The following is a 26,646-nucleotide window of genomic DNA, read 5'->3' on the forward strand; positions in this document are numbered from 1 at the left end:
CATGAGCATCCGCGGACCCGAAGCCCTGGCCTCGCTGGACGAGGCGATGCGCGACATCCGTCGCGAAGAGGACGAGATTTCCAAGCGCCTGGCCCGCTCTGCCGAGCGCATCAGCAAGATCGGCGAAACCGAGGCGGAGCTGTTCCGCCAGTTGGCGCAGTTGCGGCTGGACCCTGCGGTACAGGCTGAGCTGGACGGGCGCATCTCGCAGGCCGAGGTCAAGGCGCGCGACATGCTCAAGGCCCACGCCAGGAACTTGAGCCAGACCGAAAAAGAACTGGCGGCGATCGACGGGGCGCTGGCCCGCTCGACCGAATTGCGCGCAGCGGCGCTCAAGGAGCTGGACGCGCGGCAGGCCGAGCTCAAGGCGCTGGCCGGCCGGATGGGCGCCAGCATCGCCAAGGAACCCGCTTTCGCCGCCAAACGGGCCGAGGCGCGTGAACTGGCCGAGGTCGCGGCTCAATCGATGCGCAAGACCGAACAGGCAGAAGGCGATCGCGAACAGAAGGGCAAGCCCTATCGCGAGGACCCGCTGTTCACCTATCTGTGGGAGCGCGGCTATGGCACCAGCGGCTATCGCGTCAACACGCTGATCCGCTATCTCGACAGCCTCGTGGCGGGGCTGGTGCGGTTCGAGAAGGCGCGGCCCAATTTTGCCATGCTCAATGAAATTCCCCTGCGGCTGCGCGAGCATGCCGAGCGCCAGATCGGCAATGCGCAGCAGGCCGAGGCCGAACTCGATGCGCTCGAGACCCAGGCGATCGATGCCGCCGGCGGCAAGCCGATCCGTGAGGCGCTGGAGGCCATCCACGCCCGGATCGAGGCGATCGACCACGAGATCGTCTTGGCCGAGGACAGGCGCGACGACACCGCCGGCGCGTTGGCCGGCCTGTCCGAAGGCAAGGACCCAGCCTTTGCCGATGCCCTGGCGGCCCTGGCGGCGGGGCTGGGGCGCGAGGATATCCAGACGCTGTTGGCCGAGGCGCGCCGCACCCGCACCGGGCAGGACGACACCATCGTCGCCCAGATCGACGATGCGCGCACCCGCATCAAGGACGAGGACAGCGAGACGCGCGAGCAGAAGGACCGCCTCAAGACGCTGGCGGCGCGGCGGCGCGATCTGGAGGATATCCAGTGGGAGTTCAAGAAGCAGCGGTTCGACGATCCCCGCTCGACCTTTCGCGAGGAGCGGCTGGTGGGCGACCTGCTCAACGATTTCCTGCGTGGCGGCATCAGCGCCGCGACCTATTGGGGCCAGTGGCAGAAAAGCCAGAACTGGAGCGCCGGCACCACCGACTGGGGCGGCGGGATCGGGCTGCCCAACAATGGCCGGGGCCGCCCGGATCGCGGCGGCGGCTTCACCTGGCCCGATTCCAGCATCAGCGGCAGCAAGCCCAGGGGCGGCGGTTTCGGCGGCGGCGGCTGGAACCGCCCCTCGGGCGGCCCGTCTCCCGGCGGCGGCTTCTCGCGCCCCCGCACCGGCTCCCAAGGCACCCGCAAAAGCGGCGGCGGCTTCACCACCGGCGGCGGGTTCTAGTTGGCCGGGGGCGTGGCCATCAGTTCCCACACATTGCCTTCGCTATCTTCGAAGTAAGCCGAATAACCCCATTCGGACTGGGTGCCCGGCGTGATCACGGCGCCGCCGGCAATCAGCACCTGATCGAGAATGGCATCGACTTCGGCGGCGCTGCTGGCGGTGTGGCTGAGCACGAACTGGGGCGTGCCCGCGACCAGGACGTCCTTGCCGGCAGTCTGGGCGATCTGTTCGCGCGGAAACAGCACGAAGGAAAAATCCTCGTCCATGAAGAAGGCCACGTGGTCCTCCCCGGCCCCGATGCTCTCGTCGGGCAGGTCGAACAATGCCCGGTAAAAGCTGAACGCGCGTTCCAGATCGTCGACGCCGATGGTGATGATATTGATCCGTGGCTGCATGGCCGGGCGCTCCCAAATCAGGTGGCGCCAGCTTACGCAGGCCGGGGCGGATTTGCACCCGCCCCGCTATGGTTATGCGCCCGCCAACAGCTTGCGCAGCTTGGCCAGTGCGGTGGCGCCGTCTTCGCGATAGGCGATGGTGCCCTCGAACTCGCCCCTGGCGTTGATCAGATACACCGAGGCGGTGTGGTCCATGGTGTAGTCGGCGCCCTCCAGCGGCACTTTCTCGTAGTGGACGCCCCAGGCCCTGGCCATCTTGGCGATTTCGGCCGGATCGCCGGTGAGCCCGGTGACGCGGTCGGAGACGAAGGCCACGTAGTCCGCGATGATCGCGGGCGTGTCGCGTTCGGGATCGATGGTCACGAAATAGGCGCGCAGATCGCCGGCCTCCGCGCCGAGCGCCTCGTACCAGGATGCCATTTCCGCCAGCGTGGTCGGGCAGACCTCGGGGCAATGGGTGAAGCCGAAGAACAGCATGGAGGGGTGGCCGGACAACAGGGTCCCGTCGACGCTTTGGCCGCGTTGATCGAGGAGGCTATAGTGACCGCCACCAAAACCACCCTGGGCGGACGGCCGCAGCAGCAATGCCGCCGTGGCGGCGGTGATGCCCAGGGCGGCAACGGCAACCCAGAGCCAGAGACGAACCGTCTTGATGGTCATGGCCTAGTGATCCATGTGCATGGGGGCGTCGGCGGCAGCGCCCAGCACCGGCAGATCGAGCGTCACCGTGCCGGCCCGCTCGAAGGTCAGGGTGACGGCAACGCTCTGGCCTTCGACGAACGCGCCCTTGAGGCCCATGAACATCATGTGCAGCCCGCCCGGCGCCAGGGTGACGGTCTGGCCGGGCGGGATGACGACGCCCTCGGTCATGGCCCGCATTTTCATGACGTCGCCGTCCATGGTCATGTCATGCAATTGCCCGACTTCGGCGGCGGGGGTGCTGACCGACACCAGCCGGTCGGGCGTGGCGCCATTGTTGGTGATGGTCACAAAGCCCCCGCCGACGGGGGCATTGGGCAGGGTGGCGCGGGTAAAGCCGCCGCGCAATTCGAGCGTCCCGATGGCAGTGGTGGGGCCCAGATCGTGGCCCTCATGGGCAAGGGCAAGCGTGGGATACAGCAGGACGATGGCCGCAAGCGCGGCACGAAACAAGGCACGAAACATGATGAAAGCTCCAACAATGGTCTGAACGGGCCCGGCGGGCCGATGATCAGGCGATTGCGGGGGGGCCTCGCGGCGGCGCGGAAGGATTAAGGCTTGTCCCGGCGCGCGTTGGCGACAGCGGTGCATAGGCGATCGCCAAGGCCGGCGTGATGGCGCCGAGCGCCAGCACCACGGGGGCCGGCGCCAGCAAGGTTTGCTTGGCGATGCCGGCCGCAGGACATTTGGTGACAAGGCTCTTGCCTTCGGCGGGATCGGTCGTGGACGAGCACAGCACCCAGCCGAGCTGGGTGGTCTGGTAACCGGCGGCGGCAAAATCGAGCTGGGTGGCGCGCGCCTGGTGCAGCGGGGTCAGGATGGTCAAAAGATACAGCGCCAGGACGGCAAACGCCGTGCCGATCTCCCTGGCGATGCTGCGCGACGATGCCATGCGGATGGGCTCCCCTCCCGCAGCTTTAGGGTTTTGCGGCGCCGGCCTCAATGGCTTTATTGCCGCAAGCCTCAGCTTGAGGGCGCATAGGTTTCGGCGCACAAGGCGATGAAGGCGCGCATCGCGGCCGATAGCGGGCTGGTCTTGCGCCGCGCGACCAGCAATTGGCGCAGCGCCCAGGGCTCGGCCAAAGGCGCGCAGACCAGGTCGGTGCCGGCCAGCAGGTGCAGGCTGGTTGAGCGCAAAAAGCCGATGCCGAAGCCCGCTTCCACCATGCGCACCAGTGCGGGAAAGCTTTCGACGCGGACGCGTTCGCCCAACGGCTTGCCGGCCTTGCTGGCCGCTTCGATCAACAGGCGATCGAGCGAGCCGGCATGGTGGATGCCCACGATGTCGTATGCCAGCACCTGGGCGAAGGCGATATTGCGCCGCGGCTTGATCTCGCCCGCCAGGGGATGATCGGGCGGCGCCAGCACCCAGACGCGGTCGTCCTCGAAGGGCTTGATTTCGAAGCGGCTGAAATCGTAATTGTCGGAGACGATGGCGATATCGGCGCGGCCTTCATCGAGCGCCAGCAGCGCCTTGGCGGCGCTGGTCTCCTGCAGGTCGAGCGTGATGGCCTGGTGCTTGCCGGCATAGCGCGCCAGAAGTTCGGGCAGGCGCCCGGTCAGCGCCGAACTGGTGCAGGCCAGGCGCAGGCTGCCGCGCTGGCCGGTGCCGAAATCGACCATGACCGTATCGAGGTCGGCAATGGCGCGCAAAACGGTGCGGCAGCCTTCGGCATAGGCCTGGCCGGAACTGGTCAGCTTGACGCCATGCGCCGAACGATCGAACAGGGCGACGCCGAGCCGCGCCTCCAGGTCCGACACGCGCCGGCTGACCGCCGAAGAGGCGATACCCTCGCGCTCGGCGGCACGGCCGATCGAGCCGGTGTCCGCCAACAGCAGGATCAGCCGCGCGGTGACGCTGTCGAAACTGTGCATGCCATCTCCCCCGGTGATGCCCATCGTAGCGGAGTGCATCGTTCAGAGCACCAGTGCAATGCCCTGAACCAGATAGTATCCTCCGATAGCCGTAACGATCCAGCGCATCCAGGCGCGAAAATTGACGTCGGTCAGGCGCTGCAGCACCCAATAGCCCGCGCTGGTGCCGGCAATGGCAAAGGGCGCCGCCAGCAGCACGGCGCCCCATTCGGTCGCGTCGAGCACCATGGCGGCCTGCCAATAGAACACAACCTTGGACAGGTGGGACAATACCTGCATGGCCGCCTTGGTGGCAACGATGGTGCGGCGATCCAGCGTCGTGCGGATGAAAAAGATGTCGATCGAGGGCCCGGACACCCCCACCGTCAGGTTGAGCCCGCCCCCCAGAAAGCCGCAGGCGAAGGCATGCAGTGGCCTGGCCGCATCCAGCTGCAGCCAGGACGGGGGCAGCCAGACCAGGATGGGCAACAGGCCGACCGCGATATAGACCGTGGCCAGCGCCGGCGTATAGCGCGATAGCCACAGGATCACGCCGGCCACCAGCAGCCCCAACATCATGGTGCCCAGGATGCGCCAATCGATGAACGCCCGCGACAGCATGGCACGCGAGCCATTGGCCACGATCTGGATGACGCCCTGCACGGCGATGGCGGTGCCGACGGGCAGGATGAGCAGGAGCAGCGCCAGAAGGATCAGGCCGCCGGCCATGCCGAAAATGCCCGAAATGGTGGAGGTGACAAACACCGCCGCCAGCATGGCCGCGCCAATCCAGATACTCATCGATTTGTCCTCATGCCGCCGGCCTTGTGCGCCCTCGATGGCGCCGGCACCAGCATGGATCGGGCATGAGGGGGTGCCGGATGGTGGGTGGCATGGCCGCCCTAGGGCAATCTGGGAAAATAGGCCTTGGCGGTCGGGGCCAGCAGCGCGGCGATATCGCGCAACTTCACGGTCAGCAGGTCCTGGCTGCAGGCGAAGTTGACATGGGGCAGGCCCTCGATGGTGAACAGCACTGCGTCGCCGGGGACGAACCGCAGGGCCAGGTTGGAGGCAATAAGCTCGTTGATGCCGCATTCGGCGTCGAAATCGGAATCATCGCCCGGCACGCGGTTGGCGATGGCATAATCGATCAGCGGCTGGCCGGCGGCCCAGACATAATCCTGCGGCGCGCCGATCGCGGCAGACTGGTCCACCGGCGCCTCGAAATCGAGCGCATTGCCGGTGGCAATCCAGTCCTGGAACACCTTGGCCAGCGCCAATGGCGCGCCCGTCCGGACATCGAGCATATAGGTGTTGCTATGATTGTCCGGGTGGGCGCCCATGCAAAAGGTGCTGCCCGACTCCACCCAGTTCAGCACAGTGGGCGACAGGTAGGACACGACGATGGTTTCGCTGTCGTAGTCGCCCAGCGTCCCGGCGCCCATGCCGGCGGCATATTGATTGGCGCCGAAGCCGGCATAGATTTGCCCCAGGCAGTCGAAGGCATAATAGTTGATCAAGGCATGGCGGGCGGCCAGGGCCGCATTGGCGGCATCGGGCGCGGTGCCATCGGCAAGCGAGACGATGCGCGGGAAGGCGAACTTGCTGCGCGGGTCGGTGACATAGCGAAAGCTCGAACCGTCCATGGTCTGGATCGCTCCCTCCTCCAGCGCCACGTCCATCTTGGCGAACTCATAGGGGGCGGTGGCGGGTGTGAACGGACCGCCATCACCGAAGGTCATCCGGAAGGCGCTATCATAAAGGCCATAGGGCGAAATTTCGGCAGCGCCGGGCAAGGTGCGGCGGCCGATCTCGGTCAGCCTGATGGCCAATTGCTTGCTCTTGTCCTTGGGCTCCCAGGTGCCGGTAAGCCCGGTGCCATCGGCCGATGGCGCCAGCGACCAGATCGCGCCAAGGGGCTTGTCGGGAACATTGCCGTCATCGTCCGCCATGCACGTTGTCGTGGTACAGGGCGCCTCCTCGGCCAGCAGCACCGGCATGCGGAGCCGCCCCATGGTATCGAGCGGAATATCGCCGCCCTGGCGCATATAGCTGTACCGCCCCACCAACCCACCAGGCGCGGGCGCTGCCAGTTCAGCCACGATCTCCAGCCCGCCCAGCGTGCCCTTGTAGGTGACGGCATCAACCGCAAACGCCGGAGCGGTGGCCAGAAGCAGAATGCCAAGAGCGACGCGCATGGAAAACTCCGATCTATGGCGGCGGCAGATGGTTAGCTGTCACCGGGTCCCGTGCCCTGTGTGAGCGTCGCTTTGAGAGTGTCATCAAGGGGCATGCCGATCAATGGATCGCATACCCACAACCTTCCCAAGAGCACGGCTATCGCCTCCGTCCAACGCCCTTGGCAAATATCCTAGTCAACGCCTCCCCCTTCCAGGGAAGGATCAAGGTGGGGATAGACCGGCTGTGTAGGGACACTTCATCTTGGAGTGAAAGAAAAAAGGTGAAAGGAGGCGGGAGGGGAGTGAAAACGCGTGATGGCGAGAGGGTTTGCGGGGAAACGGGCGGATCGGGGCATTGCGGCGGCCTGACACTTGAATTTGGAGCGACGGGCAGACGGGACACTTCGATTCGGAGCGGGCATCGGGCAGCGGCTGGCTTCGAAGGGAGCGTGAAGAGCCTTCGAAGTCCGGATTGCCGCGAGTTTAGGGGCGCGCGGCAGCGGAGTCGAGGACCCTGCACCCGCGCCAGAGACGACCGTAACGAGAAGGGGGCGCAACTGGTCCCGACAATGGTGCCTACCAGCCGGAAAGCCAGGCGCAGTGACGGTTTGAAGCGGACCTTCGCTCGTTCCGGCCGGCGGCGCGTCGTTGCAAGATGCACGTCTAGTTGGACGGGGCTTTAGACGCCGGAAGCGCCTCGAACGCCTGCAGATAGGTGCGCGCCAAAACTATCATCACCCCGGCAGTATTGGTCGCTGCCTCCATCTTCGCGATTCTGGCGTCGTCGATCGTATCGCCCAGAGCGCAAAGCCCCATCAATCCCAAAGCGTCGCTCGACAGGTCGAGGTGCTGGCGAACGGCCGGCAGCAACGCCTGCAGCGCCTCGTTAACCCTCGAATAGGCCGCTCGCTCCTCGGCGCTGACGATCTGCAGCGTGGACCAATCCACGCGATGGGCGCTGACCGCGTCCAGGTACATCTTAGCCTCGCGGGTCGAGGCTTCAAATGCAGCCGATGCCCGGGTGCAATCCGCGGCGTTTGCCGCCGTGACGAACAGGGCCAGGCCAAATGCGGCAAGGCATAAAAACAAGCGGCGCACGCAGTTCATAGGACGCTCCCGATCACAGATTTGCGCAGACCAGACGATACGGTGCAAGGGGGGGCGGATTTTCGGCGGGGACTGGAAAACGCCAATTGGCGTCGGCATCGGCGGTGAGCTCGATCCGGCCTTCGGGCATGCGGTAGACACGCCGCGCCACCAGTTCGTCACTGAGATCGGCTAGATCGGCCTACTATCGCACCGCTTTCACCCCCACCCAACCTCCCCCTGTCAGGGGGAGGAGCAGCGCTGTGGCACTGGAAATATTGTGCCCATCCATCTGCGACAGCCCTGCCCAAACGAGAACCCGGGCGCGGACAACACCGCCTCAGGTACTCGCCGCCCGGGCATTGACCTGGGCCACCAATTCGTCGGGAATGTCGTCGAAGCTGGCATAGTTCATGTTGTAGAGCTTGGCATAAAGCCCGTTCTTGTCCATCAGCGTGTCGTGGTTGCCGGTTTCGATCAGCTCGCCGTTCTGCAGCACGATGATGCGATCGGCGCCGCGGATGGTGGCGAGGCGATGGGCGATGACCATGCCGGTGCGCCCTTCGAGCAGGATCAGCAGCGCCTTCTGGATCTGGCGTTCGGTATAGCTGTCGATATTGGCCGTGGCTTCGTCGAGCACCAGGATCTTGGCATCGGCGACGAGGGCCCGGGCAAAGCTCAGCAATTGGCGCTGCCCCAGCGACAGGTTGGAGCCGCGTTGTTCGAGCATGCTGTCATAGCCGCCAGGCAGGCGCGAAATGAACTCATGGGCGCCCACGGCCTTGGCGGCGGCAATCACATCGTCCAGGCTCGCCGAGGCCTTGTTGTAACGGATATTGTCGAAGACGCTGCCGGTGAACAGGAACGGCTCCTGCAGCACCATGGCGACCTGCTCGCCCAGCGATTGCTGGGTGATGTCGCGCACGTCGTGGCCACCGACCAGCACCGCCCCCGACTGCACTTCGTAAAACCGGTGCACCAGCGACATGGCCGAGGTCTTGCCCGAGCCGGTCGGGCCGACCAGGGCGACGGTTTCGCCGGGATTGACCTTGAAGCTGACATGCTTGAGCACCGGGCGGTCGGGGCTATAGCCGAACACCACGTCCTTGAACTCGACCGAGCCATCCATGTCGCGCGTCAGCACCGTGGCATCGGGTTTGTCGTTGATCGAAGCGGGAACATCGAGCACTTCGGTGATGCGCCGCCCCGAGGTCATGGCGCGCTGCATGATCGAATATTGCATGGTCAGCGAGCGGATCGGGTCGAAGAACCGCTGGATGTAGAACAGGAACGCGACGATGACGCCGATCTCCAGCCCGCCATTGAGCACCAGCGAGCCGCCGACCACCACGACGATGGCCATGGCGATGCCGGTCAGGCTGTCCACGATCGGCACCATGACCTGGGCATAGCGCGAGCCGGTGAGCTGGGTTTGCAGATTGGCGAAGGCCTTGTCGTCGTAGAGATCGAAATTGACCTTCTGGCGATCCAGGTTCTGCACGGTGCGTACCCCGTTGATCCCCTCGGCCATGGCGCCGGCGGTGATCGAATTGGTTTCGTGCGCCGCCCAGAAGGCGCGCTTGGCCGGCGGCAACCAGAAGATGCGCACGATGAACAGGACCGGCATGGTCGACAGCGTCAACAGGCCAAGCCGGAAATCGAGCGACAGCAGCACGACCACGATGCCGACCAGCAGCACGATGTCGCCCACCGAGATCACCGAGGTTTCGAGGAATTCCTGCATGGAATTGACGTCGCCTTGCAGCCGGCTCATCAGGCGGCCGACCTCGGTCTTGTCCATGAAGCTGAGCGAGACGCGCTGCAACTGGGCGAACATGGCCCGGCGCATGTCGAACAGGACATGCTCCGCCACCTTGCCCACTTCGGTTTCCTGCACATAGGAGGCGCCGAAGTTGAACAGCACCGCCACGGCAAAGGCGAAGACGGCCCAGATCAGGTTGGTCAGGTTGCCGCCCTCGGTCATGCCGCTATCGATGGCGCGGCCGATGATCAGGGGAATGGCCAATTGGGTGGCGGTGAACACCAGGACCGCCCCGACCGAAAGATAGATATTGGTACGATAGGGCTTAACGAAGGCCCAGATGCGCCGCACGGTTCTGGGATCATAGGCCTTGCCGAAAACTTCTTCCTCGATCCGGTGCGAGCCGACGCTGGCGCGCGGCGGGCGCTGGCCGGGGAAAGATGCCACATCGCGATCGTCGTCCTCGATGACGCTCATTGGGCGGCACTCCCGATGTCGATCTCGTCGACCGGGCGGGTCTGCAGGTCGTAGAGCGCGCGATAGCGCCCATCCTTGGCCAGCAATTGCTCATGGGTGCCGCGCTCGACGATCTTGCCGCCGTCGAGGAACAGGATCATGTCCGCATGCATCAGCGAACTCAGGCGATGTGAGATGATCAGCGTTACCCGATTGCTAGCATAACGGCGCATGGCGCTGCGAATGCGGTGCTCGGTGCCGGCATCGATGGCGGCGGTGGAATCATCGAAGACCATCACCGCGGGCTTGAGCACCAGGCTGCGCGCAATGGACAATCGCTGGCGCTGTCCGCCCGACAGCGACACGCCGCGCTCGCCGACCACGGTGTCGTAGCCACTGGGCAAGCCCATGATATAATTGTGCAATTGCGCGCTTTCGGCGGCCTTCTCGATCTTGACTTCCTTGGACCAGGGATCGCCATAGGCGATATTGTTCTCGATGGTGGTGGTGAACAGGAACGAATCCTGCTGCACCACGGCCACCGAGCGCCGCAGCGATTGCAGGCTGACTTGGCTAACGTCCTGGCCATCAATGGTAATCCGTCCGCTGCCGACATCGTAAAAGCGGGGGATCAGATGCGCCAGCGTCGACTTGCCGCTGCCCGGAGCCCCAACGATTCCAATGGTTTGCCCGGCGCGCGCTTCGAAGCTGACGCCATCGAGCGTAGGGTGTCTGGCGCCGGGATAGGTGAAGCGCACATCCTCGAACTTGAGCGTGCCCTTGCTCACCTTGAGGTCGACCACGCCGGGCGCATCCTCGATCGCCAAGGGCTCATCGATGAACCTGAACAGGCGATCGCCGCAAATCGAGGCCCGGGCGAAGGAATTGACCATCATCCCAAGCTGGCGCACCGGCATTTGCAGGATGGTCATGAAGGTCAAGAACGAGGCGAGCGTGCCCACGCTCATGTCGCCGGCAATGACCTTGTTGCCGCCCACCCAGAGCACCAGGCCCATTGCGGCGAAAAAGGAAAAGGTCATGGCCGAGGTGTTGCGCACCCGGATGTCGACGCGGTCATGGGAGAGACTCAGGGCTTCCCTCGAGCTCTTGTCGAACTTGTCGAGCTCGAATTGCTGGCCGGAAAAAGCCCGCACCACGCGGATACCGCCCAGGTTTTCCTCCATGACGCGGGTCAGCGCGGACAGCTTGTCCTGCAGCACGATCCAGGTGGCGCGCAAGGTCAGTTGCGCAGCCGAAGAGCGCCAAGCGACAAAGGGCACGAAGCTCAGCGCCAGCAAGCCAAGCACGACATCGGTGGTGAGCAGCATGAAGGCGCCGACCCCGATCAGGACCGACAGCAGCACGACGCGCACGAGGCCGGTGGCAAAGAACATGCGTACGCCATCCAGGTCGAGCAGGCCCATGGTGATCAGGTCACCGGTATGGACCCGGTCATGGTAGGAATAGGACAGGCGCTGCACCTTGTCGTAAAAGGCCAGGCGCAGCTCGTAGCCGACATAGTGGCCCACCGATTCAGAATAATAGTTCTGCATCAGGGTGAAAAAGCCGCGCGCCACCGAAACCGCGAGCAGGGTCATGGCGCTCCAGAACAGCGCCTGCTGCGCGCCCTCGGCGCCAACGCTCAAAATGCCCTGAGCCTGATCGACCGCATGCCCCAACAGCCGCGGAATCATCAATTGCAGCACCGAAGCGACGATCGTGGCGCCAACCGCAGCGGCGGCCTGCCAGGGATGGCGCAGGGAATAGATGGTGATGCGGGTGAGCGGCTTTTTGCCCTTGCCGGCGTGAGCTGCGGCAACATGGGCACGAGCGTCGCCGCGCTGCTGCGCACGGCCAACCTTTTCGGTGGTCACGGGAAATCCAGACTTCAATAATCAAGCGCCCGGGCGGGGGCACGGCGGAGCCGAAACCTAGTGTCGGGCAAATCAAAACGCCTGCACATAGAAAGCCGATTTTTTGGCCGGTTCAAGGTTAAATCGCAGAAAAACGGCGTCGTTATTGATAATTGTTTGACTCGCGACATCGCCGCAACGGCGCTGGTGCAATAATCAAATGCCCTGGGCCGATAGCCAGTCCAGCTGCCGGCGCTCCTGAAAGCCGCCGCCGCCTTCGTGATCGTTGAAACCATAGGTTTCGATGGCCTTTGGCCCGGCGTAAACATTGTAGGCGCCATGGACCGTGGAAGCGGGACATACCGCATCCATCAAACCCACGGAAAACAGCGCGGGGGCCTTGGCCCGGCGCGAGAAATTGACGCCATCGAAGTAGCTCAGCGTTCTGAACGCGATGTCGGCCTTGTCGCGATGCACCGACAGGTAATTGACAATTTCGCCATAGGGACCGCGAACGGCAATGGCCGCGCCACGGCGAAAGTCGCACAGAAACGGCACGTCGGGCATGGCGGCACGCAGGTCGGGTACAAGGCCCGCGACGGCCAGCGTGATCCCGCCACCCTGGCTGCCGCCCACCGCACCGACACGGTCGGCATCGACTTCGGGACGGGTGCGAAGGGCGGCGACCGCCCGAACCGCATCGGTGAAGACCCGGCGGTAGAAGTAGCTCTTGGGGTCGGCAATGCCGCGGGTCATATAGCCGGCATGCGCGGGGTCGGAGCCGACGGGATCGGGCGTTTCCCCGTGCGAGCCGCCGCTGCCCTGCCCGCGCGTATCCATGACGAACACGGCCCGGCCCGTCGCCGGCCAGAGCAGGTGTTCATGCGCAAAGCCGCGCCCGCCATTGTAACCGATGAATTTGACCAGGGCGCTCAGGCCCGCAGCGGCGCCGCGCGGACGGATATACCAGCCCTTGATCGGATGGCCGCCGAACCCGGCAAAGCTGGCATCGAACACGTCGACCAGCTGCAGCCCGACATCGATGGGCTCGAACCGGGCGTCGAGCGGGATCGTCGCGGTTTCAGCCAGGGTCTGCGTCCAAAAATCGTCGAAGTCGGCTGGGTCGGCAACGTCCGAACGGTAGCGCAGGAGTTCGGCAGGCGACAGATCGATGAAGGGCATGGCTGGATTTCACTGGCTGGAGCGGACAGGCCAGCAGGTTACAGACGGGGAAGAAAACCGCAACCTCAAGGCGCGCTCGGAGCGACAGGATAGATCAGCGCCGAGCATTGGCGCGTGCTTTCGTCCAGCTTGGCCTGCTCGTCGGCCGAGACCATGCCGGTATAGATAGCGTTCCACAGATCGTTATCGATGACGCTCTGCAGTCCGCATTGGCAATAAGTGACGCACAGCTCGGCACTGGTGCCGCCAGCCTGGCAGGTGGCATGGCAGGAGGCGATGAAATTGTCCTCCCGCATGGCGATTTCGGGATGCAGCACGCCAGCCAGCGGAAACAGGATCCCCAGCAGGATCGGCTGGTGTACCAGATAGATCACCAGGCTCCAGCGGCCCAGCCGCGCCAGCCACCGCGCCGGCCGGTTTACGGGCTGGATGGCCGCGAGCGAAGCGGCAAGACCCGAGGCAAGCACCATGCGCGCGCCGATAACGCCGAGCAGCACCATCCCGAACCAGGGAAACACCGATACCAGGTCATTGCTTGGCGGCGGCTCGACCCAGAAGCCGATCCAGGAGATTTGACGCAGATCGAACAACGGGTTGGAATAGAGCGCGGGCAGCAGGATGACGATGGCGGCCGCGACAATCACCAGAACCAGTGGTGCGCGCAGGAACGGCAGTGCCAACAGGCTGCTCAGCGCGATGGCATGCAGCACGCCGAAATAGATGAAGGCCTGAGGAAGGGTAAAAGTGATAACGACAGGCCAAGGCCCGGCGTGGGGTACCACTGCTAATCCCAGCCCCTCTGCTAAAGTTCCTGCAGTAACCACAAGGGCACCGGTCACCAGAAAAATCCAACGTTTCCAGAAGGCTTTCCAGCGAATACCGCGCCCATGCCCCAGCACCAGGCCGATGCCCACCAGTATGAGAAAACCGGTGAGCACCAGTCGCCCGAAGATCACCCAGCCCAGATCGAACCCGACATTGGCGCTGATGAAGCGCAGATAGCTCAGATCCCAGCAGAAGTGGTAGATCACCATGGCGATGATGGCCACGCCACGGGCGATATCGAGCACGGCGAAGCGGGGCCGTGGCACAGAAGCGGCAGGTTCAGTCATTGGCGCTCGAACCTTCCGGCATCACAGCCGGCTGCTGGGCCAGAACCGCGAGGAACGCTTCGCCATAGCGTTCGAGCTTGGCCTGGCCGACACCGGGCAAGCTCAAAAGGTCATGCAATTGGCGCGGGCGGGCCTGCGCCATGGCGCGCAGCGTGGCGTCCTGGAACACCACATAAGGGGGCACGCCCTGTTCGCGGGCAATGCGCAGGCGTTCGGCGCGCAGGGCGTTGAAAATGCTCATTGCCGGCTCGGCCAATTGTACCGCCCCTGCCAGTTGGCGACGCACATCGGCGGCCTTTTTGGGCTGGTCCTTGCGCAGCGTGACGCGGCGTTCGTGCTTGAAGACGGCACGCGCGCCCTCCCCCAGCGTCAGGGCGCCATGGGCGGCGTGATCGACCACCACCAGCCCGTTGGCCGTCAACTGGCGCAACACCGATTGCCAGGTGCGGGCATCGATCGCCTTGCCGGCGCCGAACACGGCCTGGTTGTGATGGCAGAAGCGCGCGACCTTTTCGGTCGGCTTGCCGAGCAGCACGTCGATGACATGGGCCGCCCCGAAGCGCTGCCCGGTGCGATAGATCGCCGCCAGCGCGGTAATCGCGGCCTCGGTTCCGTCCCAGGATGCCACCGGCGAGCGGCAGGTGTCGCAATTGTTGCAAGGGGCCTCATAGTGCTCGCCGAAATGGGCCAGGATCACCTTGCGGCGGCAATCGGCGGTTTCACAGACGCCGAGCAGCGCATTGAGCTTGGTATGCTCGACCCGCTTGACCTCGTCGGGCGCATTGCCTTCATCGATCATGCGGCGGCGCTGCACCACGTCGGCCATGCCGTAGCTCATCCAGGCATCGGCCGGCGCGCCATCGCGCCCGGCGCGGCCGGTTTCCTGGTAGTAGGCTTCGATGGAGGCGGGCAGGTCCATATGGGCGACATAGCGTACGTCGGGCTTGTCGATGCCCATGCCGAAGGCGACGGTTGCGACCAGGCACACCTCTTCCTCCTTGAGGAAGATATCCTGATGCGCATTGCGCCGGGCGGCGTCCATGCCGGCATGATAGGGCAGCGCGCGAATGCCCTTGCTGGATAGCCATTCGGCCGTGTCCTCGACCTTGGCGCGCGACAGGCAGTAGACAATACCCGAATTGCCCTTGTGGGCGGACAGGAAGCTCAGCAACTGGTCGCGCGCCCGGTCGCGCTCAACGATGGCATAGGCGATGTTGGGACGATCAAAGCTCGCCGAAAAGACCTGCGCGCCCTCGAGCCCTAGCCGCTCGATGATGTCCTGGCGCGTCGTCGGATCGGCGGTCGCGGTCAGGGCAATGCGTGGCACCCCGGGGAACAGTTCGGTCAGTTGCGCCAGTTCGCGGTATTCGGGGCGGAAATCGTGGCCCCATTGGCTGACGCAATGGGCCTCGTCGATGGCGAACAGGGCGATGTCGACATTGACGAGCATTTGTCGGAAGCCCGGCGTCGCCACGCGCTCGGGCGCAACATAGAGCAGATCGAGTTCGCCATTGCGCAATTGCCGGCGCACGGTAGCCGCCTCATCGGGCGTCAGCGAGGAGTTGAGCGCCGCTGCCGGCACGCCGGCCTGGCGTAAGGCTTCGACCTGGTCGCGCATCAAGGCGATCAGCGGCGATACCACGATGCCGACGCCGGGGCGGCAGATGGCGGGGATCTGGAAGCAGGCCGACTTGCCGGCGCCGGTGGGGAACAGCACGACGGCATCGCCGCCGCCCGTCAGGTGGCGCACCACCTGTTCCTGCTGGCCACGGAAACTCTGATGGCCGAACACGTCGCGCAGCACCGAGAGCGGGTCGCGGGGCCTGCCCGCGTTGCCCGCGCCGAACATGTCGTATGTCGAATCCAAGCTGCTCACACTGCCTTGGATCATGGAGGCGTGCTGCGCCGCAAGGCGGCTGTGGCAAAATGGCCGCCCTAGGCTTGCAAAACCGATCAATGCGCCGCGTGGGACTCGGCGTTGCGCTTGCGGGTTGCGGCGGCCTTCTTGGCGGATGCCGAACGATCGGCCGCAGAGCGGCTGGCGGACGCCTTGCCACCGGTTTCACCACCCTTGTGGGCTGCAGGATGGCCGGTGTCCTGGCCCCGGCCGGAGCCGGATTTCTTGCCGCCGCCATCGTCCTTGTTGACCGTCGTCCAGGCGCGGCGCTCGGCTTCCTGTTCAGGCACGCCGCGGTCCTCGTAGCTGTGGGCGATGTGGTCGGCTTTGCGTTCCTGCTTGCCGGTATAGGCGGATTTATCGCCTCGGGGCATGGCATCCTCCAAAAGATTGTTGAGGCGCAACACGGGCGGGATAAGGGCTCGGCTACCATTTCGTTGGTCAGGAGGGAAACCGGAAAAACCGTCCTGTTCCCTATGCCGCCACGTCCGGTTGACGCGTGTTGCCGCCTCGCGGAGATAACCGCCACGGCTAGCGATCGTTCCCATTGGTGCAATAGCGCACCAAACTCACGTCGAGAGTATCGGCTTGCTCAAGAACGCAGAACTGCGCAGCCCGAAGCGCCATGGGGTCTCGATCCCCTTGGTCAGCCCGATGCGGATGCCGGTGGCAATTTCGGGAGCGGCCCCCGGCAGAATGGCGAAAGGCGACGCGTCCAGCGGCAGGCCGTTTTCGGCGATGGTGATCCCCAGCGCCTGGCACAGCTTGCCGGGGCCCGAACACAATCGGCGCATCGGCAGCCCACCGCGCCGCTCCACCATGCGCTGCAACCCATGGGTGGGCTGCAGCGCCCGGATCAGCACCGCGCTGCCCGGCCGGCAGACGAAATTGAGGCACCAATGCATGCCGTAGATCTTGTAGACATAGGCCTGGCCTGCCGGGCCGAACATGGCGGCGTTGCGCGGGGTGGGACCGTTGAAACTATGGGAGGCGGGATCGGCCTGGTCATACGCCTCGGTTTCTACGATCACGCCGCCAACGCCATCGACCAGCAGGGTCGCCCCGATCAGCGCCGGCGCCACATCGAGGACGGGACGATCAAAAAAGGTGCGGTCAAGCGGCGCAAAATCGGGCATCATCGTGCGCTTTTGCGCAGGTAGGCAGGCTGCGTCAAGCGGCTATGAACTCTGGACCCGCTGGCGCGTTGTTCGCGCTGCAAGGAGACTGCAATGACCAAGATCACCTATGACATCGTCGCCCATGATGGTGGCTTCGCCTATAAGGTGGGCGATGTGTTTTCCGAAACCTTCCCCACCCATCAGGCCGCCCATGAAGCGGCTGCCCGGGCGGCCCAGCGTCAGCAGGTTTCGGGTGTTTCGACGGGCATCGAATACGAAACCCGCGATGGCGTGTGGCACCAGGAAGTCGCCAGCGGAGAAGACCGGCCCGAAGCGGTGGTTGAAGACAATTTGAAAGACTAGCGTTCCGCGCTGACCCAGACCGCCACCGATAGTGTTGCCAGCGCCGCACTGTCCGGAACCCCGTCGATGCCGGAAAACAGCTCGCGCCAGCGCCCCGTAGCGGCCGGCATCACTTGGCCGTCCACAGCATGCCATGGATGCAATGCCACAGCGACGACCATGGCTTGTCCCTCATGTCGTCGCTGAAAGGCAACCACATGCTCGCCCGCCGGCAATGGCTCGTAGGAGCCATGGGCGAACAAGGCGGGATGGTCAGCGCGCGCTTGCAGCAACCGCTCGATGACGGAGAGCTTGATCGCGCCATCGTGCCAATCGGCAAGATCGAGCGGACCCTGGCTGCCCAGCAGGCCCTGGCGCGCCGCGAAGTCCACCGGCCGGCGATTGTCCGGATCGACCATGCTCTGCTCCCACAGTTCAGCGCCCTGGTAGATATCGGGTACGCCGGGAGCGGTCAGCTTGAGCACGGCCTGGGCCAATCCGATCCGGGCCCCGGCTTCGCCGATAGCGGAGGCAAAGCGGGCAAATGCAGGCGGGAAACGGTTATCCGGCGTGTCGGCCAAGGCCACATCGACCAGGGTCTCGAGCGCGGTTTCATATTCCGCGTCGGGCCGGGTCCAGCTCGAATTGCGCCGCGCCTCGCGCACGGATTTGAGCATGGCCGCCTTGAGGCGCTGCCGGAACTGGTCACCGGGTTTTGCCGCGCCAACGGGCCAGGCTCCAAGCAGCATCTGGAAAAAATACCAGAGTTCATTGCGCTCGATGGCGTCGGCGGCCGGTCCCAGCAACTGCGACCATTCGGTGACCGACCTTGTCCACTCGTCGGCATGGCCGGACAGCGTCAGGATGCGGGCGCGCGTGTCCTCGCCGCGCTTGGTATCGTGGCTGGACGTGGTCAGCATGGCTTGGGGATATAGCCCCAGGCGCGCGCCGTTGAAGTCATGAAAAGCCTCGATGCCCAGGGAAAACCGGTCCGGGCGCTCGCCGACATCGTTCAGCGCGATAAGGCGGTTGTAGCGATAAAGCGCGGTATCCTCGAGCCCCTTGGCCATGACCGGCCCGCTATATTGCTGGATACGCCGGACCAGTTCGAGTTCGTCATCGTCGCGCGGACTGGCGATCAGGGTGTCGAGAAAATCGAACACTGCGGGATCAATGGTCGGCGCCGCCAGCCGCGCCGCGGCCAGGGCGACACCGACGTCGCGGCGGTCCGTGTCGCTGCTGCCTTGGGCATCGACATAGCTGCGATAGACCTCCATGGCGGCGACCAGCTCCCGGACGGCGCTGCGCAGGCCGTTGCGGGTCAGGTCGGCGCTGGTGCGGCGGCTTGCCGCTATGGTGCGTGCCAAGGTCGCCAGCCGATCGAGTTCAGCGGCCATTTCGGTATCGATGATGATCAGTTTGGCTTCACGCTCGATCTCGCCGAGCGAGCGTTGCTCGCCGGTGAACGCCGTGTAGCCGCGGTCGAGGGCAGTCTCGCCTGCCGGGTCGGCCCCCAAGGCGGTCAGATGGGCGGAAAACTCGTAACCGGTGGTGCCGTCGACGCGCCAATTGGCCGGCACTTGTTCGTGCGACGCCAGGATTTTCTCGACCACGAGATAGATCGGTTTGGGCGATTTCTCGCGCAGCTTGATGGCGTAGGCCTTGGGATCGTAAAGGCCATCGATATGATCGATGCGCAGGCCATCCACCAGGCCTTCCTCGATCAGCTGGAAGATCAAGGCATGGGCGTGATCGAACACCTCGGGCGCCTCGATGCGGATGCCGGCCAGATCGTTGACGATGAAGAAGCGACGATAGTTGATGTCGTCGGCAGCCACCGAATAGCGGGCAACCCGCCAGTTCTGCCGGCCGATCAGCACATCGAGCCGGTCAGGATCGGCGTTGATGGTTTGGACGGCCGCGGGGTCGGGATAGCTTGCCGGGTCCAAGGGCAGGCAATGGGTGTCGTCGGCCCAGATGGCAAAGCTGTCCGCGTCGGCATCGTGCTTGAGCACCAGGCGGCCCTCGGCAAGAGCGGCGTCATAGGCGCCGCCAAGCACCGGCACCAGCACCTTGTCGGCAAGGCTTGCATCGGCGGGCGACCAGTCGATATCGAACCAGTGGGCATAGCGGCTGGCCTTGCCGTATTTCAGCACGTCCAGCCAATAGCTGTTCTCGGTGCCGCCGATGCCCATGTGGTTGGGCACGAAGTCAAGGATGATGCCCATGCCGCGCTGGCGCAGGTCGCCGGCGAGGGCGCGAAAATCCTCGAGCGTACCCAGTTCGGGATTGATCTGGCGATGCTCCACCGTGTCGTAGCCATGGGTGCTGCCGGCGCGGGCGCGCAGGATGGGCGAGAGATAGAGGTGGCTGATGCCCAGGTCCGCGATATAGGGCACCAAGGCCTGCGCCTGGGCGAAGCCGAAATCCTTGTTCAATTGCAGGCGATAGGTGGCGCGGGGGATGGCGGCAGGGATCATCAAGACAACGCTTTCGGCAAGGCCGGGCGAGACCGGCGGTTCGCACGGCAACGGTTTCGCCACGGGTTCGGTTGCCCGGGTCAAGCGGCGCGGCATTTCGGCGATTGCACTGCCTTGGGCAGAGCGGCACTATTGCTTGGAGGCTGAACCGGAGAGCGTCGCGTCATGAAAGTCATCGTCCTGGGCGGCGGGGTCATCGGGGTCACCACCGCCTATTACCTGGCCATGGCCGGCCATCAGGTCGAGGTCATCGAGCGCCAGCCCGCCGTGGCGCTGGAAACCAGCTTTGCCAATGCCGGGGAAGTGTCGCCCGGCTATGCCTCGCCGTGGGCCGCGCCGGGCATTCCGCGCAAGGCGGTCAAATGGCTGTTGATGAAGCACCCGCCCCTAATCGTCAAAGCGGTAGCCGACCCCTATATGGCGCGCTGGGTCCTGCAGATGCTCGCCAACTGCACCGCGAGCCGCTACGCCCTCAACAAGGCGCGCATGGTGCGGGTGGCCGAATATTCGCGCGACGTCCTCAAAGCGCTGCGCGCCGAAACCGGCATCAGCTACGACGAGCGCATGGCCGGCACGCTGCAATTGTTCCGCACCCAGCACCAGGTCGATGGCGCCGGCAAGGACATCAAGGTGCTGGCCGAATATGGGGTGGCCTACGAGGTGCTGGATCGCGCCGGCTGCATCGCTGCCGAACCCGGGCTTGGCGCATCGTCCGCCCCCTTAGCCGGCGGATTGCGCCTGCCGGGAGACGAAACCGGGGATTGCCACATCTTTACCACCAGGCTTGCGGCGCTCGCGAGCGCGCTGGGCGTCGTCTTCCGTTATGGGGTGACGATCAACGCAATCGAAGTCGATGGCGGCGTCGTCACCAATGTCCAGACCAGTGCCGGAGCGATCAGAGGCGATCGGTATGTGCTGGCCATGGGCAGCTACTCGCCGCTCCTGGCGCGCGCGATCGGCATCGATCTGCCGATCTACCCGGTCAAGGGCTATTCGATCACGGCCCCGATCAAGAACGGCAATACCGCGCCGGTCTCGACCGTGCTCGACGAAAGCTACAAGATCGCCATCACCCGGCTGGGCGACCGCATCCGGGTCGGCGGCATGGCCGAACTGTCGGGCTATAACAGCGACCTGTCGCCCAGGCGCCGCGAAACGCTGGCCTATTGCGTCAACGAGCTGTTTCCCGGCGCGGGCGACACGGCCCAGGCCAGCTTCTGGACCGGCATGCGGCCGATGACGCCCGACAGCACCCCGATCATCGGGGCCAGCAAGCTGTCCAATCTCTTGATCAACAGCGGCCATGGTACGCTGGGCTGGACCATGGCCTGCGGCTCGGGCCGGGTGATCGCCGACATGGTCTCCGGCAAGCCCGCCGATATCGATGTCAGCGATCTCGGTCCCGAACGCTATCGATAAGCGGGCATAATTTGCCGCGTCGCCAAGTGCTCGGCACTATAGCTGCGGCGTATCGCAGCACTGGTATAGGCGTTTAGCCGCGGCGATTGAGCCGCTCGCGCCATGGTATTGTTCCCCTCGCAGGTTTAACTTGACGATATCGAGCCCGGTAAGGGCGAGCAGCGAGGCAATCCATGTTCCTGGGGTTTACTGCCGAAGGTCTGGCGCGTTTCCAGTTCGCCTTCACCATGTCGTTCCACTTCATCTTTCCCTCCTTCACCATTGGATTGGCAAGTTTCCTCGCGACGCTGGAGGGGCTGTGGCTGATCAAGAAGGACGACGCCTATCTGCGCCTCTTCGACTATTGGAAAACCATCTTCGCCATCGTCTTCGGCATGGGCGTGGTGACCGGCATCGTCATGAGCTACCAGTTCGGCACCAATTGGTCGGTGTTTTCCGACAAGGCAGGCCCGGTGGTCGGCCCGTTGATGGGCTACGAAGTTTTGACCGCGTTCTTCCTGGAGGCGGGTTTTCTGGGGATCATGCTGTTCGGGCGCAAGCGCGTCGGGCCGGGCCTGCATTTCTTTGCCACCTGCATGGTGGCCCTGGGCACATTGATTTCGGCCACCTGGATCATTTCAGTCAACAGCTGGATGCAGACCCCGCAGGGACACGGCACCAATGCCGCCGGCCAGTTCATTCCGCTGGACTGGTGGGCGATCATCTTCAACCCATCCTTCCCGTACCGGCTGGTGCATACGGTGCTGGCCTCCTACCTGACCACGGCGTTTGCCGTCGGCGGGGTGGCGGCCTGGCACCTGCTCAAGAACAATGGCAATCACCCGGCGCGGATCATCTTTTCCATGGCGATGTGGATGGCCGCGATCGTCACGCCCATCCAGATTTTCGTGGGCGACATGCACGGGCTCAATACGCTGCATTACCAGCCGGCCAAGATCGCCGCGATGGAGGGCCATTACGAAACCCAGAAGGGCGCACCGTTGATCCTGTTCGGCATTCCCGACGACGAGGCCGGCGAGACCCGGTTCGCCATCGAAATTCCCAAGCTGGGCTCGCTGCTGCTGACCCATGAGCTGGACGGCGAGGTCAAGGGGCTCAATGCATGGGACAAGCAGGATCGGCCCAAAGCGCTGATCCCGTTCTTCACCTTCCGCATCATGGTGGGGCTGGGCATGCTGATGCTTTTGATCGGCGCCTGGTCGGTGCTGGCCCGGGTGCGGGGCAAGCTCTACGAGTGGACCTGGCTGCACCGGGCCGTCTGGGTGATGGGGCCGTCCGGGTTCATCGCGGTGCTGGCGGGATGGTACACCACCGAGGTCGGCCGCCAGCCCTATACCGTTTATGGCCTGATGCGCACGGCCGACAGCATCTCGCCGGTTTCGGCCCCGGCGGTGGGGGCCTCGCTGATCGCCTTCATCGTCGTCTACTTCCTCGTCTTTGGTGCGGGTGTCCTTTATCTGCTGCAATTGATGCGCCGGCCTTTGCAGGATGGGGATGACGGCCTGGACGAAGGGCCGGTCAAGGCCGCGGGCCTCACGCCGGGTCCGCATCAGGATACGCCGCTGGGAGCTGGAAATGGCCATTGACCTTCCCTTCGTCTGGGCCGCCCTCATCGCCTTCGTGGTGCTGACCTATGTGGTGCTCGATGGTTTCGATCTGGGCGTCGGCATCCTGTTCCCGCTGTTTTCCGAACGCGGCGAGCGCGACATCATGACCAATTCGGTCGCCCCGGTCTGGGACGGCAACGAAACCTGGCTGGTGCTGGGTGGCGGGGGCCTGCTTGCGGTGTTCCCGCTGGCCTATGCCATCATCTTTCCGGCGCTCTACATGCCCATCATCCTGATGCTGCTGGGGCTGGTGTTTCGCGGCGTGGCGTTCGAATTCCGCTGGCGCACCGGGCGCTGGATCGGTTTTTGGGATTGGGGCTTTGCCGCCGGCTCGACGGTTGCGGGATTTACCCAGGGCATTGCGCTTGGCGCTTTGGTGCAGGGCATCAAGGTCAATGGCCGCGCCTATGGCGGGGGCTGGTGGGACTGGCTGACCCCGTTCAGCCTGTTGACCGGGGTCGCGGTGGTGATCGGCTATGCGCTGTTGGGCGCCACCTGGCTCAACCTCAAGACCCATGGACCGCTGCAGGCGCGCGCCCGCCGCATCGCCATGGTGGCGGGGGCGCTGACCGTGGTGCTGATCGGGGTGGTCAGCCTGTGGACCGCGCTGCTGAACCCGATCTATTTCGAGCGCTGGTTCGGCTTTCCCACCGCCGTCTTTTCGGCCATCGTGCCGCTCCTGCTGGCCGGTTGCAGCTTCGGGCTGTGGCACGGATTGACCACCGACAAGCATTTGCAGCCGTTCCTGGCGGCATTGGGGCTGTTCGTGCTGAGCTTTGCCGGCATCGGCATCAGCTTTTATCCCCACATCATTCCTGGGGCCCTGACTTTCGAGCAGGCCGCGGCGCCGGACAGTTCGCTGGCCTTCCTCCTGGTGGGCGCCGCGGTGCTGGTGCCGACCATCCTGATCTATACCGCCTATTCCTATTGGGTGTTCCGCGGCAAGATCAGCCCGGACGACGGGTATCACTGATGGCGGAACGGCTCGCTTTTCGCCTGTTCTGGTTCGCCGGCCTGTGGCTGGCCGGCGTAGCGGCGGTTACGCTGGTCGGGCTCGTCATCAAGCTGATGCTGGGACACTAGACTCGCGGCCCGGCGGGCCGCACGCGCGCAATCTCGCCGCAATTTGGCGTTGGCGCCTGGCGAAAAACCTTAATTTTGCGTTAACCGATCGCGGCATGGTCCCGTGTTCTTCGAAAATACAGCCATACCGATCAATACCTTATCGTGCCTGGGCAAGACATGCGCTGGCCGCAAGCCAGTTGTCCGGACACTCGCATTGACCCATCGGGCGGGCCGGGCCCTACTCCCCCGAACGTGCGCTCACGAAATCGCGATGCATCCGGCCCGGCGGCCGCAGCTCGATCCGCCGACATTTCGAGCCATCCCCGGGGTGGCCGCGCTGCTCGCGAGGCGTTTGCGGGCACCAGCAAGGAAATCGCCACAAGTTGAGGCGACTGGACCCTCGGGACAGGAGAAGCAACATTGGTCAAGGTGCTCTATCTGGTGCCCAATCTGAGCGACAGCGCCGTCGATCGACGCATGGCGATGATGCGCATGGGCGGCGCCGAGGTCGTGGTGGCGGGGTTCCGGCGCGGCGACGGGGTGGCGTCGGGCGATGCCATCGAGTTGGGACAGACCTTTGACGCCCGCTTCGCGCAACGGCTGTTGACGGTCTGGCGGGCGCGGGGCGCGATCACCCAAAGGGTCGGGTCGCTGCCGGTGCCCGACGTGATCATCGCGCGCAATCTGGAAATGCTGTCGCTGGCGAGCCGGCTGCAGGCGTTCTGGCCGGCACGGCCGCCCATCGTTTACGAATGCCTCGATATCCATCGCCTGCTGTTGCGGGGCGATCTGATCGGGCGGGCGATGCGGGGGGCCGAACAAAGGCTGACGCGCAAGGCCGCGCTGCTGGTCACCAGTTCGCCGGCCTTTTTGCGCAATTATTTCGATGTCCACGGCGCCCCGCCCTCGGTGGTGATGGAAAACAAGGTCTTTCGCGACGCCGGTGGGCGCGGCATCAATCCATCCATGCTGGCCGACGCGCCGCCGTCCGGGCCGCTCCGAATCGGCTGGTTCGGTGCCCTGCGCTGCAGCAAGTCGCTTGCGGCGCTGGCGCAACTGGCGCGTGCCACGGAGGGGCGGGTCGAAGTCGTGCTGCGCGGCCGTCCGGCGCTAGGCGAGTTCGCCAATTTCCATGGCTTCGTGGAGGCCCAGACGCATCTGCGCTTTGCGGGACCCTATCGCAACCCGGACGATCTGGCGGCCATCTATTCGGAGGTGCATTTCGCCTGGGCCATCGACTTTTTCGAAGAGGGCCAGAATTCGCAATGGCTGCTGCCCAACCGCATTTACGAGGGCTGCCTGCACGGCGCCATCCCGATCGCGCTCGCGGGCACCGAAACGGCTGCGTTCCTGCAGCGGCACGGCATCGGCGTGGTTTTGCCCGATATCGCGCCGGCAACGCTGGAAGCCCAGCTGACAGGCTTGAGCGGGGCGCAGATGGCGGCGCTGGCTGGCGCCGTGGCGGCCGCCGATATCGGCCATTTCACCTATGACGAGGCCGATTGCCGGCTGTTCGTGGATCGCCTCGGCAAGCTGCGTGGCACTGATCTGACCCTGACGGAGGCGGCATGATATCCAGCGCGGCGACTGCGCCAGGCGGGGCCAGGTGCCTCATCGCGGTGCCGACCTTGAACGAGGCGCGCCACATTGCCCTGCTGCTCGAGCATCTGCTGGTGGAAGCCGAAGCGATGGATGGCTCGATCGTGGTGATCGACGGGGGCAGTACGGACGGGACGCAGGACATTGCCGGCCGCTATGCCGCCGAGCACGAGCGGATCACCCTGATCCACAATCCCAAGCGCATCCAGAGCGCGGCGATGAACCTGGCGGTGGAGCAGTTCGGCGACGGCGCCGACTACGTCATCCGCATCGACGCGCATGGCAAATATCCACCCGATTACTGCCGCGCCCTGGTGCGCGAGGCCCGGGAGATCGGGGCCGATTGCGTCGTGGTGCCGATGCTGACCGTGGGGGAGAACACTTTCCAGCGGGCGGTGGCGACGGCACAGAATTCGCTGGTGGGCACCGGCGGGTCGGCGCACCGCAACGGCACGGGCGGGCGCATGGTCGATCACGGCCATCATGCCTTGATGTCCATTCCCGCCTATCGCGCCATCGGGGGCTATGACGAAAGCTTTCGTCACAACGAAGACGCGGAGATGGATTACCGCTTCACCCAGGCGGGCTACCGCATCTGGCTGACCAATGCGACGGTGATGACCTATTATCCGCGCTCGACCCCGTCTGGATTGTTCAAGCAATATTTCGGCTATGGGGGCGGTCGCGCCCGCAACGTCCTCAAGCATCGCATGGTGCCTCGCATCCGCCAATTGGTGCCGCTGGCGATCCTTCCGGCGGTGGTGCTGGCGGCCTTGTCGTTCGTGCATTGGAGCGCTCTCGTGCCGCTGGTGGCATGGTGCGTCGCGTGCCTGGCGCTGGGCCTGGTGGCCACAGGCAGGCATGTGCAGGATTATGGCTTGCCGGTCAGCCGCGCACCGCTGGTCGGCGTCGCTGCCATGATCATGCACCTGGCTTGGTCGTCGGGGTTCTGGCTGCACCTTGCGCGTAACGTGACCGGTCCGCGCAAGGCGGGGGTGTGAGC

General features: G+C 64.7%; 23 protein-coding genes. 7 read left to right on the top strand and 16 right to left on the bottom strand.

Features of this window, described 5'->3' with window-relative positions:
• The first annotated feature begins 1 nt into the window (after position 1).
• Positions 2-1,537: a hypothetical protein gene (locus ACFE8X_RS03990; RefSeq protein ID WP_375450159.1), complete on the top strand. Its 1,536-nt coding sequence runs from the start codon at positions 2-4 to the stop codon at positions 1,535-1,537.
• On the opposite strand, the gene ACFE8X_RS03995 is transcribed toward ACFE8X_RS03990, so the two are convergent.
• The 15 genes from ACFE8X_RS03995 to ACFE8X_RS04065 form a co-directional block, all read right to left on the bottom strand.
• The gene (locus ACFE8X_RS03995) at positions 1,534-1,932 is read right to left on the bottom strand and encodes a VOC family protein (protein ID WP_375450160.1); all 399 of its coding nucleotides are present in this window, start codon (positions 1,930-1,932) and stop codon (positions 1,534-1,536) included. The genes ACFE8X_RS03990 and ACFE8X_RS03995 overlap by 4 nt on opposite strands.
• 72 nt (positions 1,933-2,004) lie before the next feature.
• On the bottom strand, positions 2,005-2,592 hold the full coding sequence (locus ACFE8X_RS04000) for an SCO family protein (protein ID WP_375450161.1): 588 nt from the start codon (positions 2,590-2,592) through the stop codon (positions 2,005-2,007).
• A gap of 3 nt (positions 2,593-2,595) precedes the next feature.
• On the bottom strand, positions 2,596-3,096 hold the full coding sequence (locus ACFE8X_RS04005) for a copper chaperone PCu(A)C (protein WP_375450162.1): 501 nt from the start codon (positions 3,094-3,096) through the stop codon (positions 2,596-2,598).
• 46 nt (positions 3,097-3,142) lie between these two features.
• Entirely contained in the window at positions 3,143-3,523 is a 381-nt protein-coding gene (locus ACFE8X_RS04010) for a hypothetical protein (RefSeq protein ID WP_375450163.1), read from the bottom strand.
• A gap of 71 nt (positions 3,524-3,594) precedes the next feature.
• Positions 3,595-4,506 carry a LysR family transcriptional regulator gene (locus tag ACFE8X_RS04015; RefSeq protein ID WP_375450164.1) on the bottom strand — a complete coding sequence of 304 codons (912 nt, stop codon included), beginning with the start codon at positions 4,504-4,506 and terminating at the stop codon, positions 3,595-3,597.
• Between the two features lie 42 nt (positions 4,507-4,548).
• Positions 4,549-5,286 (bottom strand): TSUP family transporter, encoded by a 738-nt coding sequence (locus ACFE8X_RS04020; RefSeq protein ID WP_375450165.1) that lies wholly within the window; start codon positions 5,284-5,286, stop codon positions 4,549-4,551.
• Positions 5,287-5,387: 101 nt separating this feature from the next.
• Positions 5,388-6,683 (bottom strand): hypothetical protein, encoded by a 1,296-nt coding sequence (locus ACFE8X_RS04025; protein ID WP_375450166.1) that lies wholly within the window; start codon positions 6,681-6,683, stop codon positions 5,388-5,390.
• 645 nt (positions 6,684-7,328) lie between these two features.
• Complete coding sequence (locus ACFE8X_RS04030; protein WP_375450167.1) at positions 7,329-7,820, bottom strand: hypothetical protein; 492 nt, start codon at positions 7,818-7,820, stop codon at positions 7,329-7,331.
• A gap of 271 nt (positions 7,821-8,091) precedes the next feature.
• Positions 8,092-9,990 carry an ABC transporter ATP-binding protein gene (locus ACFE8X_RS04035; RefSeq protein WP_375450168.1) on the bottom strand — a complete coding sequence of 633 codons (1,899 nt, stop codon included), beginning with the start codon at positions 9,988-9,990 and terminating at the stop codon, positions 8,092-8,094.
• A complete protein-coding gene (locus ACFE8X_RS04040) occupies positions 9,987-11,843 on the bottom strand; it encodes an ABC transporter ATP-binding protein (RefSeq protein WP_375450169.1) in 1,857 nt (618 codons plus the stop codon). The genes ACFE8X_RS04035 and ACFE8X_RS04040 overlap by 4 nt, the downstream gene beginning before the upstream one ends.
• A gap of 195 nt (positions 11,844-12,038) precedes the next feature.
• Positions 12,039-13,004 (bottom strand): acetylxylan esterase, encoded by a 966-nt coding sequence (locus ACFE8X_RS04045; RefSeq protein ID WP_375450170.1) that lies wholly within the window; start codon positions 13,002-13,004, stop codon positions 12,039-12,041.
• A gap of 65 nt (positions 13,005-13,069) precedes the next feature.
• Entirely contained in the window at positions 13,070-14,116 is a 1,047-nt protein-coding gene (locus ACFE8X_RS04050; RefSeq protein WP_375450171.1) for a heparan-alpha-glucosaminide N-acetyltransferase, read from the bottom strand.
• Positions 14,109-15,965, bottom strand: coding sequence for a DNA helicase RecQ (gene recQ, locus ACFE8X_RS04055; protein WP_375450296.1), 1,857 nt, complete (start codon positions 15,963-15,965; stop codon positions 14,109-14,111). Before recQ ends, ACFE8X_RS04050 begins: the two co-directional genes overlap by 8 nt.
• 104 nt (positions 15,966-16,069) lie before the next feature.
• A complete protein-coding gene (locus ACFE8X_RS04060; RefSeq protein WP_375450172.1) occupies positions 16,070-16,387 on the bottom strand; it encodes a plasmid stabilization protein in 318 nt (105 codons plus the stop codon).
• A 195-nt stretch (positions 16,388-16,582) separates the two neighbouring features.
• On the bottom strand, positions 16,583-17,149 hold the full coding sequence (locus tag ACFE8X_RS04065) for a DNA-3-methyladenine glycosylase (protein ID WP_375450297.1): 567 nt from the start codon (positions 17,147-17,149) through the stop codon (positions 16,583-16,585).
• Positions 17,150-17,242: 93 nt separating this feature from the next.
• Between ACFE8X_RS04065 and ACFE8X_RS04070 the strand changes: the two genes are divergently transcribed.
• The gene (locus ACFE8X_RS04070) at positions 17,243-17,494 is read left to right on the top strand and encodes a hypothetical protein (RefSeq protein ID WP_375450173.1); all 252 of its coding nucleotides are present in this window, start codon (positions 17,243-17,245) and stop codon (positions 17,492-17,494) included.
• Here the strand turns inward: ACFE8X_RS04070 and treY are convergent.
• Positions 17,491-19,953: a malto-oligosyltrehalose synthase gene (gene treY / locus ACFE8X_RS04075; RefSeq protein WP_375450174.1), complete on the bottom strand. Its 2,463-nt coding sequence runs from the start codon at positions 19,951-19,953 to the stop codon at positions 17,491-17,493. The genes ACFE8X_RS04070 and treY overlap by 4 nt on opposite strands.
• A gap of 165 nt (positions 19,954-20,118) precedes the next feature.
• Here treY and ACFE8X_RS04080 point away from each other — a divergent pair, with 165 nt between their 5' ends.
• From ACFE8X_RS04080 to ACFE8X_RS04100, 5 genes are all read left to right on the top strand, one after another.
• The gene (locus ACFE8X_RS04080) at positions 20,119-21,372 is read left to right on the top strand and encodes a D-amino acid dehydrogenase (RefSeq protein WP_375450175.1); all 1,254 of its coding nucleotides are present in this window, start codon (positions 20,119-20,121) and stop codon (positions 21,370-21,372) included.
• A gap of 173 nt (positions 21,373-21,545) precedes the next feature.
• Complete coding sequence (locus tag ACFE8X_RS04085; RefSeq protein ID WP_375450176.1) at positions 21,546-22,958, top strand: cytochrome ubiquinol oxidase subunit I; 1,413 nt, start codon at positions 21,546-21,548, stop codon at positions 22,956-22,958.
• On the top strand, positions 22,948-23,952 hold the full coding sequence (cydB, locus tag ACFE8X_RS04090) for a cytochrome d ubiquinol oxidase subunit II (protein ID WP_375450177.1): 1,005 nt from the start codon (positions 22,948-22,950) through the stop codon (positions 23,950-23,952). The genes ACFE8X_RS04085 and cydB overlap by 11 nt, the downstream gene beginning before the upstream one ends.
• A gap of 512 nt (positions 23,953-24,464) precedes the next feature.
• Positions 24,465-25,616 carry a glycosyl transferase family 1 gene (locus ACFE8X_RS04095; protein ID WP_375450178.1) on the top strand — a complete coding sequence of 384 codons (1,152 nt, stop codon included), beginning with the start codon at positions 24,465-24,467 and terminating at the stop codon, positions 25,614-25,616.
• Positions 25,613-26,644 carry a glycosyltransferase family 2 protein gene (locus tag ACFE8X_RS04100; protein WP_375450179.1) on the top strand — a complete coding sequence of 344 codons (1,032 nt, stop codon included), beginning with the start codon at positions 25,613-25,615 and terminating at the stop codon, positions 26,642-26,644. The genes ACFE8X_RS04095 and ACFE8X_RS04100 overlap by 4 nt, the downstream gene beginning before the upstream one ends.
• Positions 26,645-26,646: the final 2 nt, after the last annotated feature.

This window comes from uncultured Devosia sp. (genome assembly GCF_964244875.1).
In the GTDB taxonomy this organism is placed as follows: Bacteria; Pseudomonadota; Alphaproteobacteria; order Rhizobiales; family Devosiaceae; genus Devosia.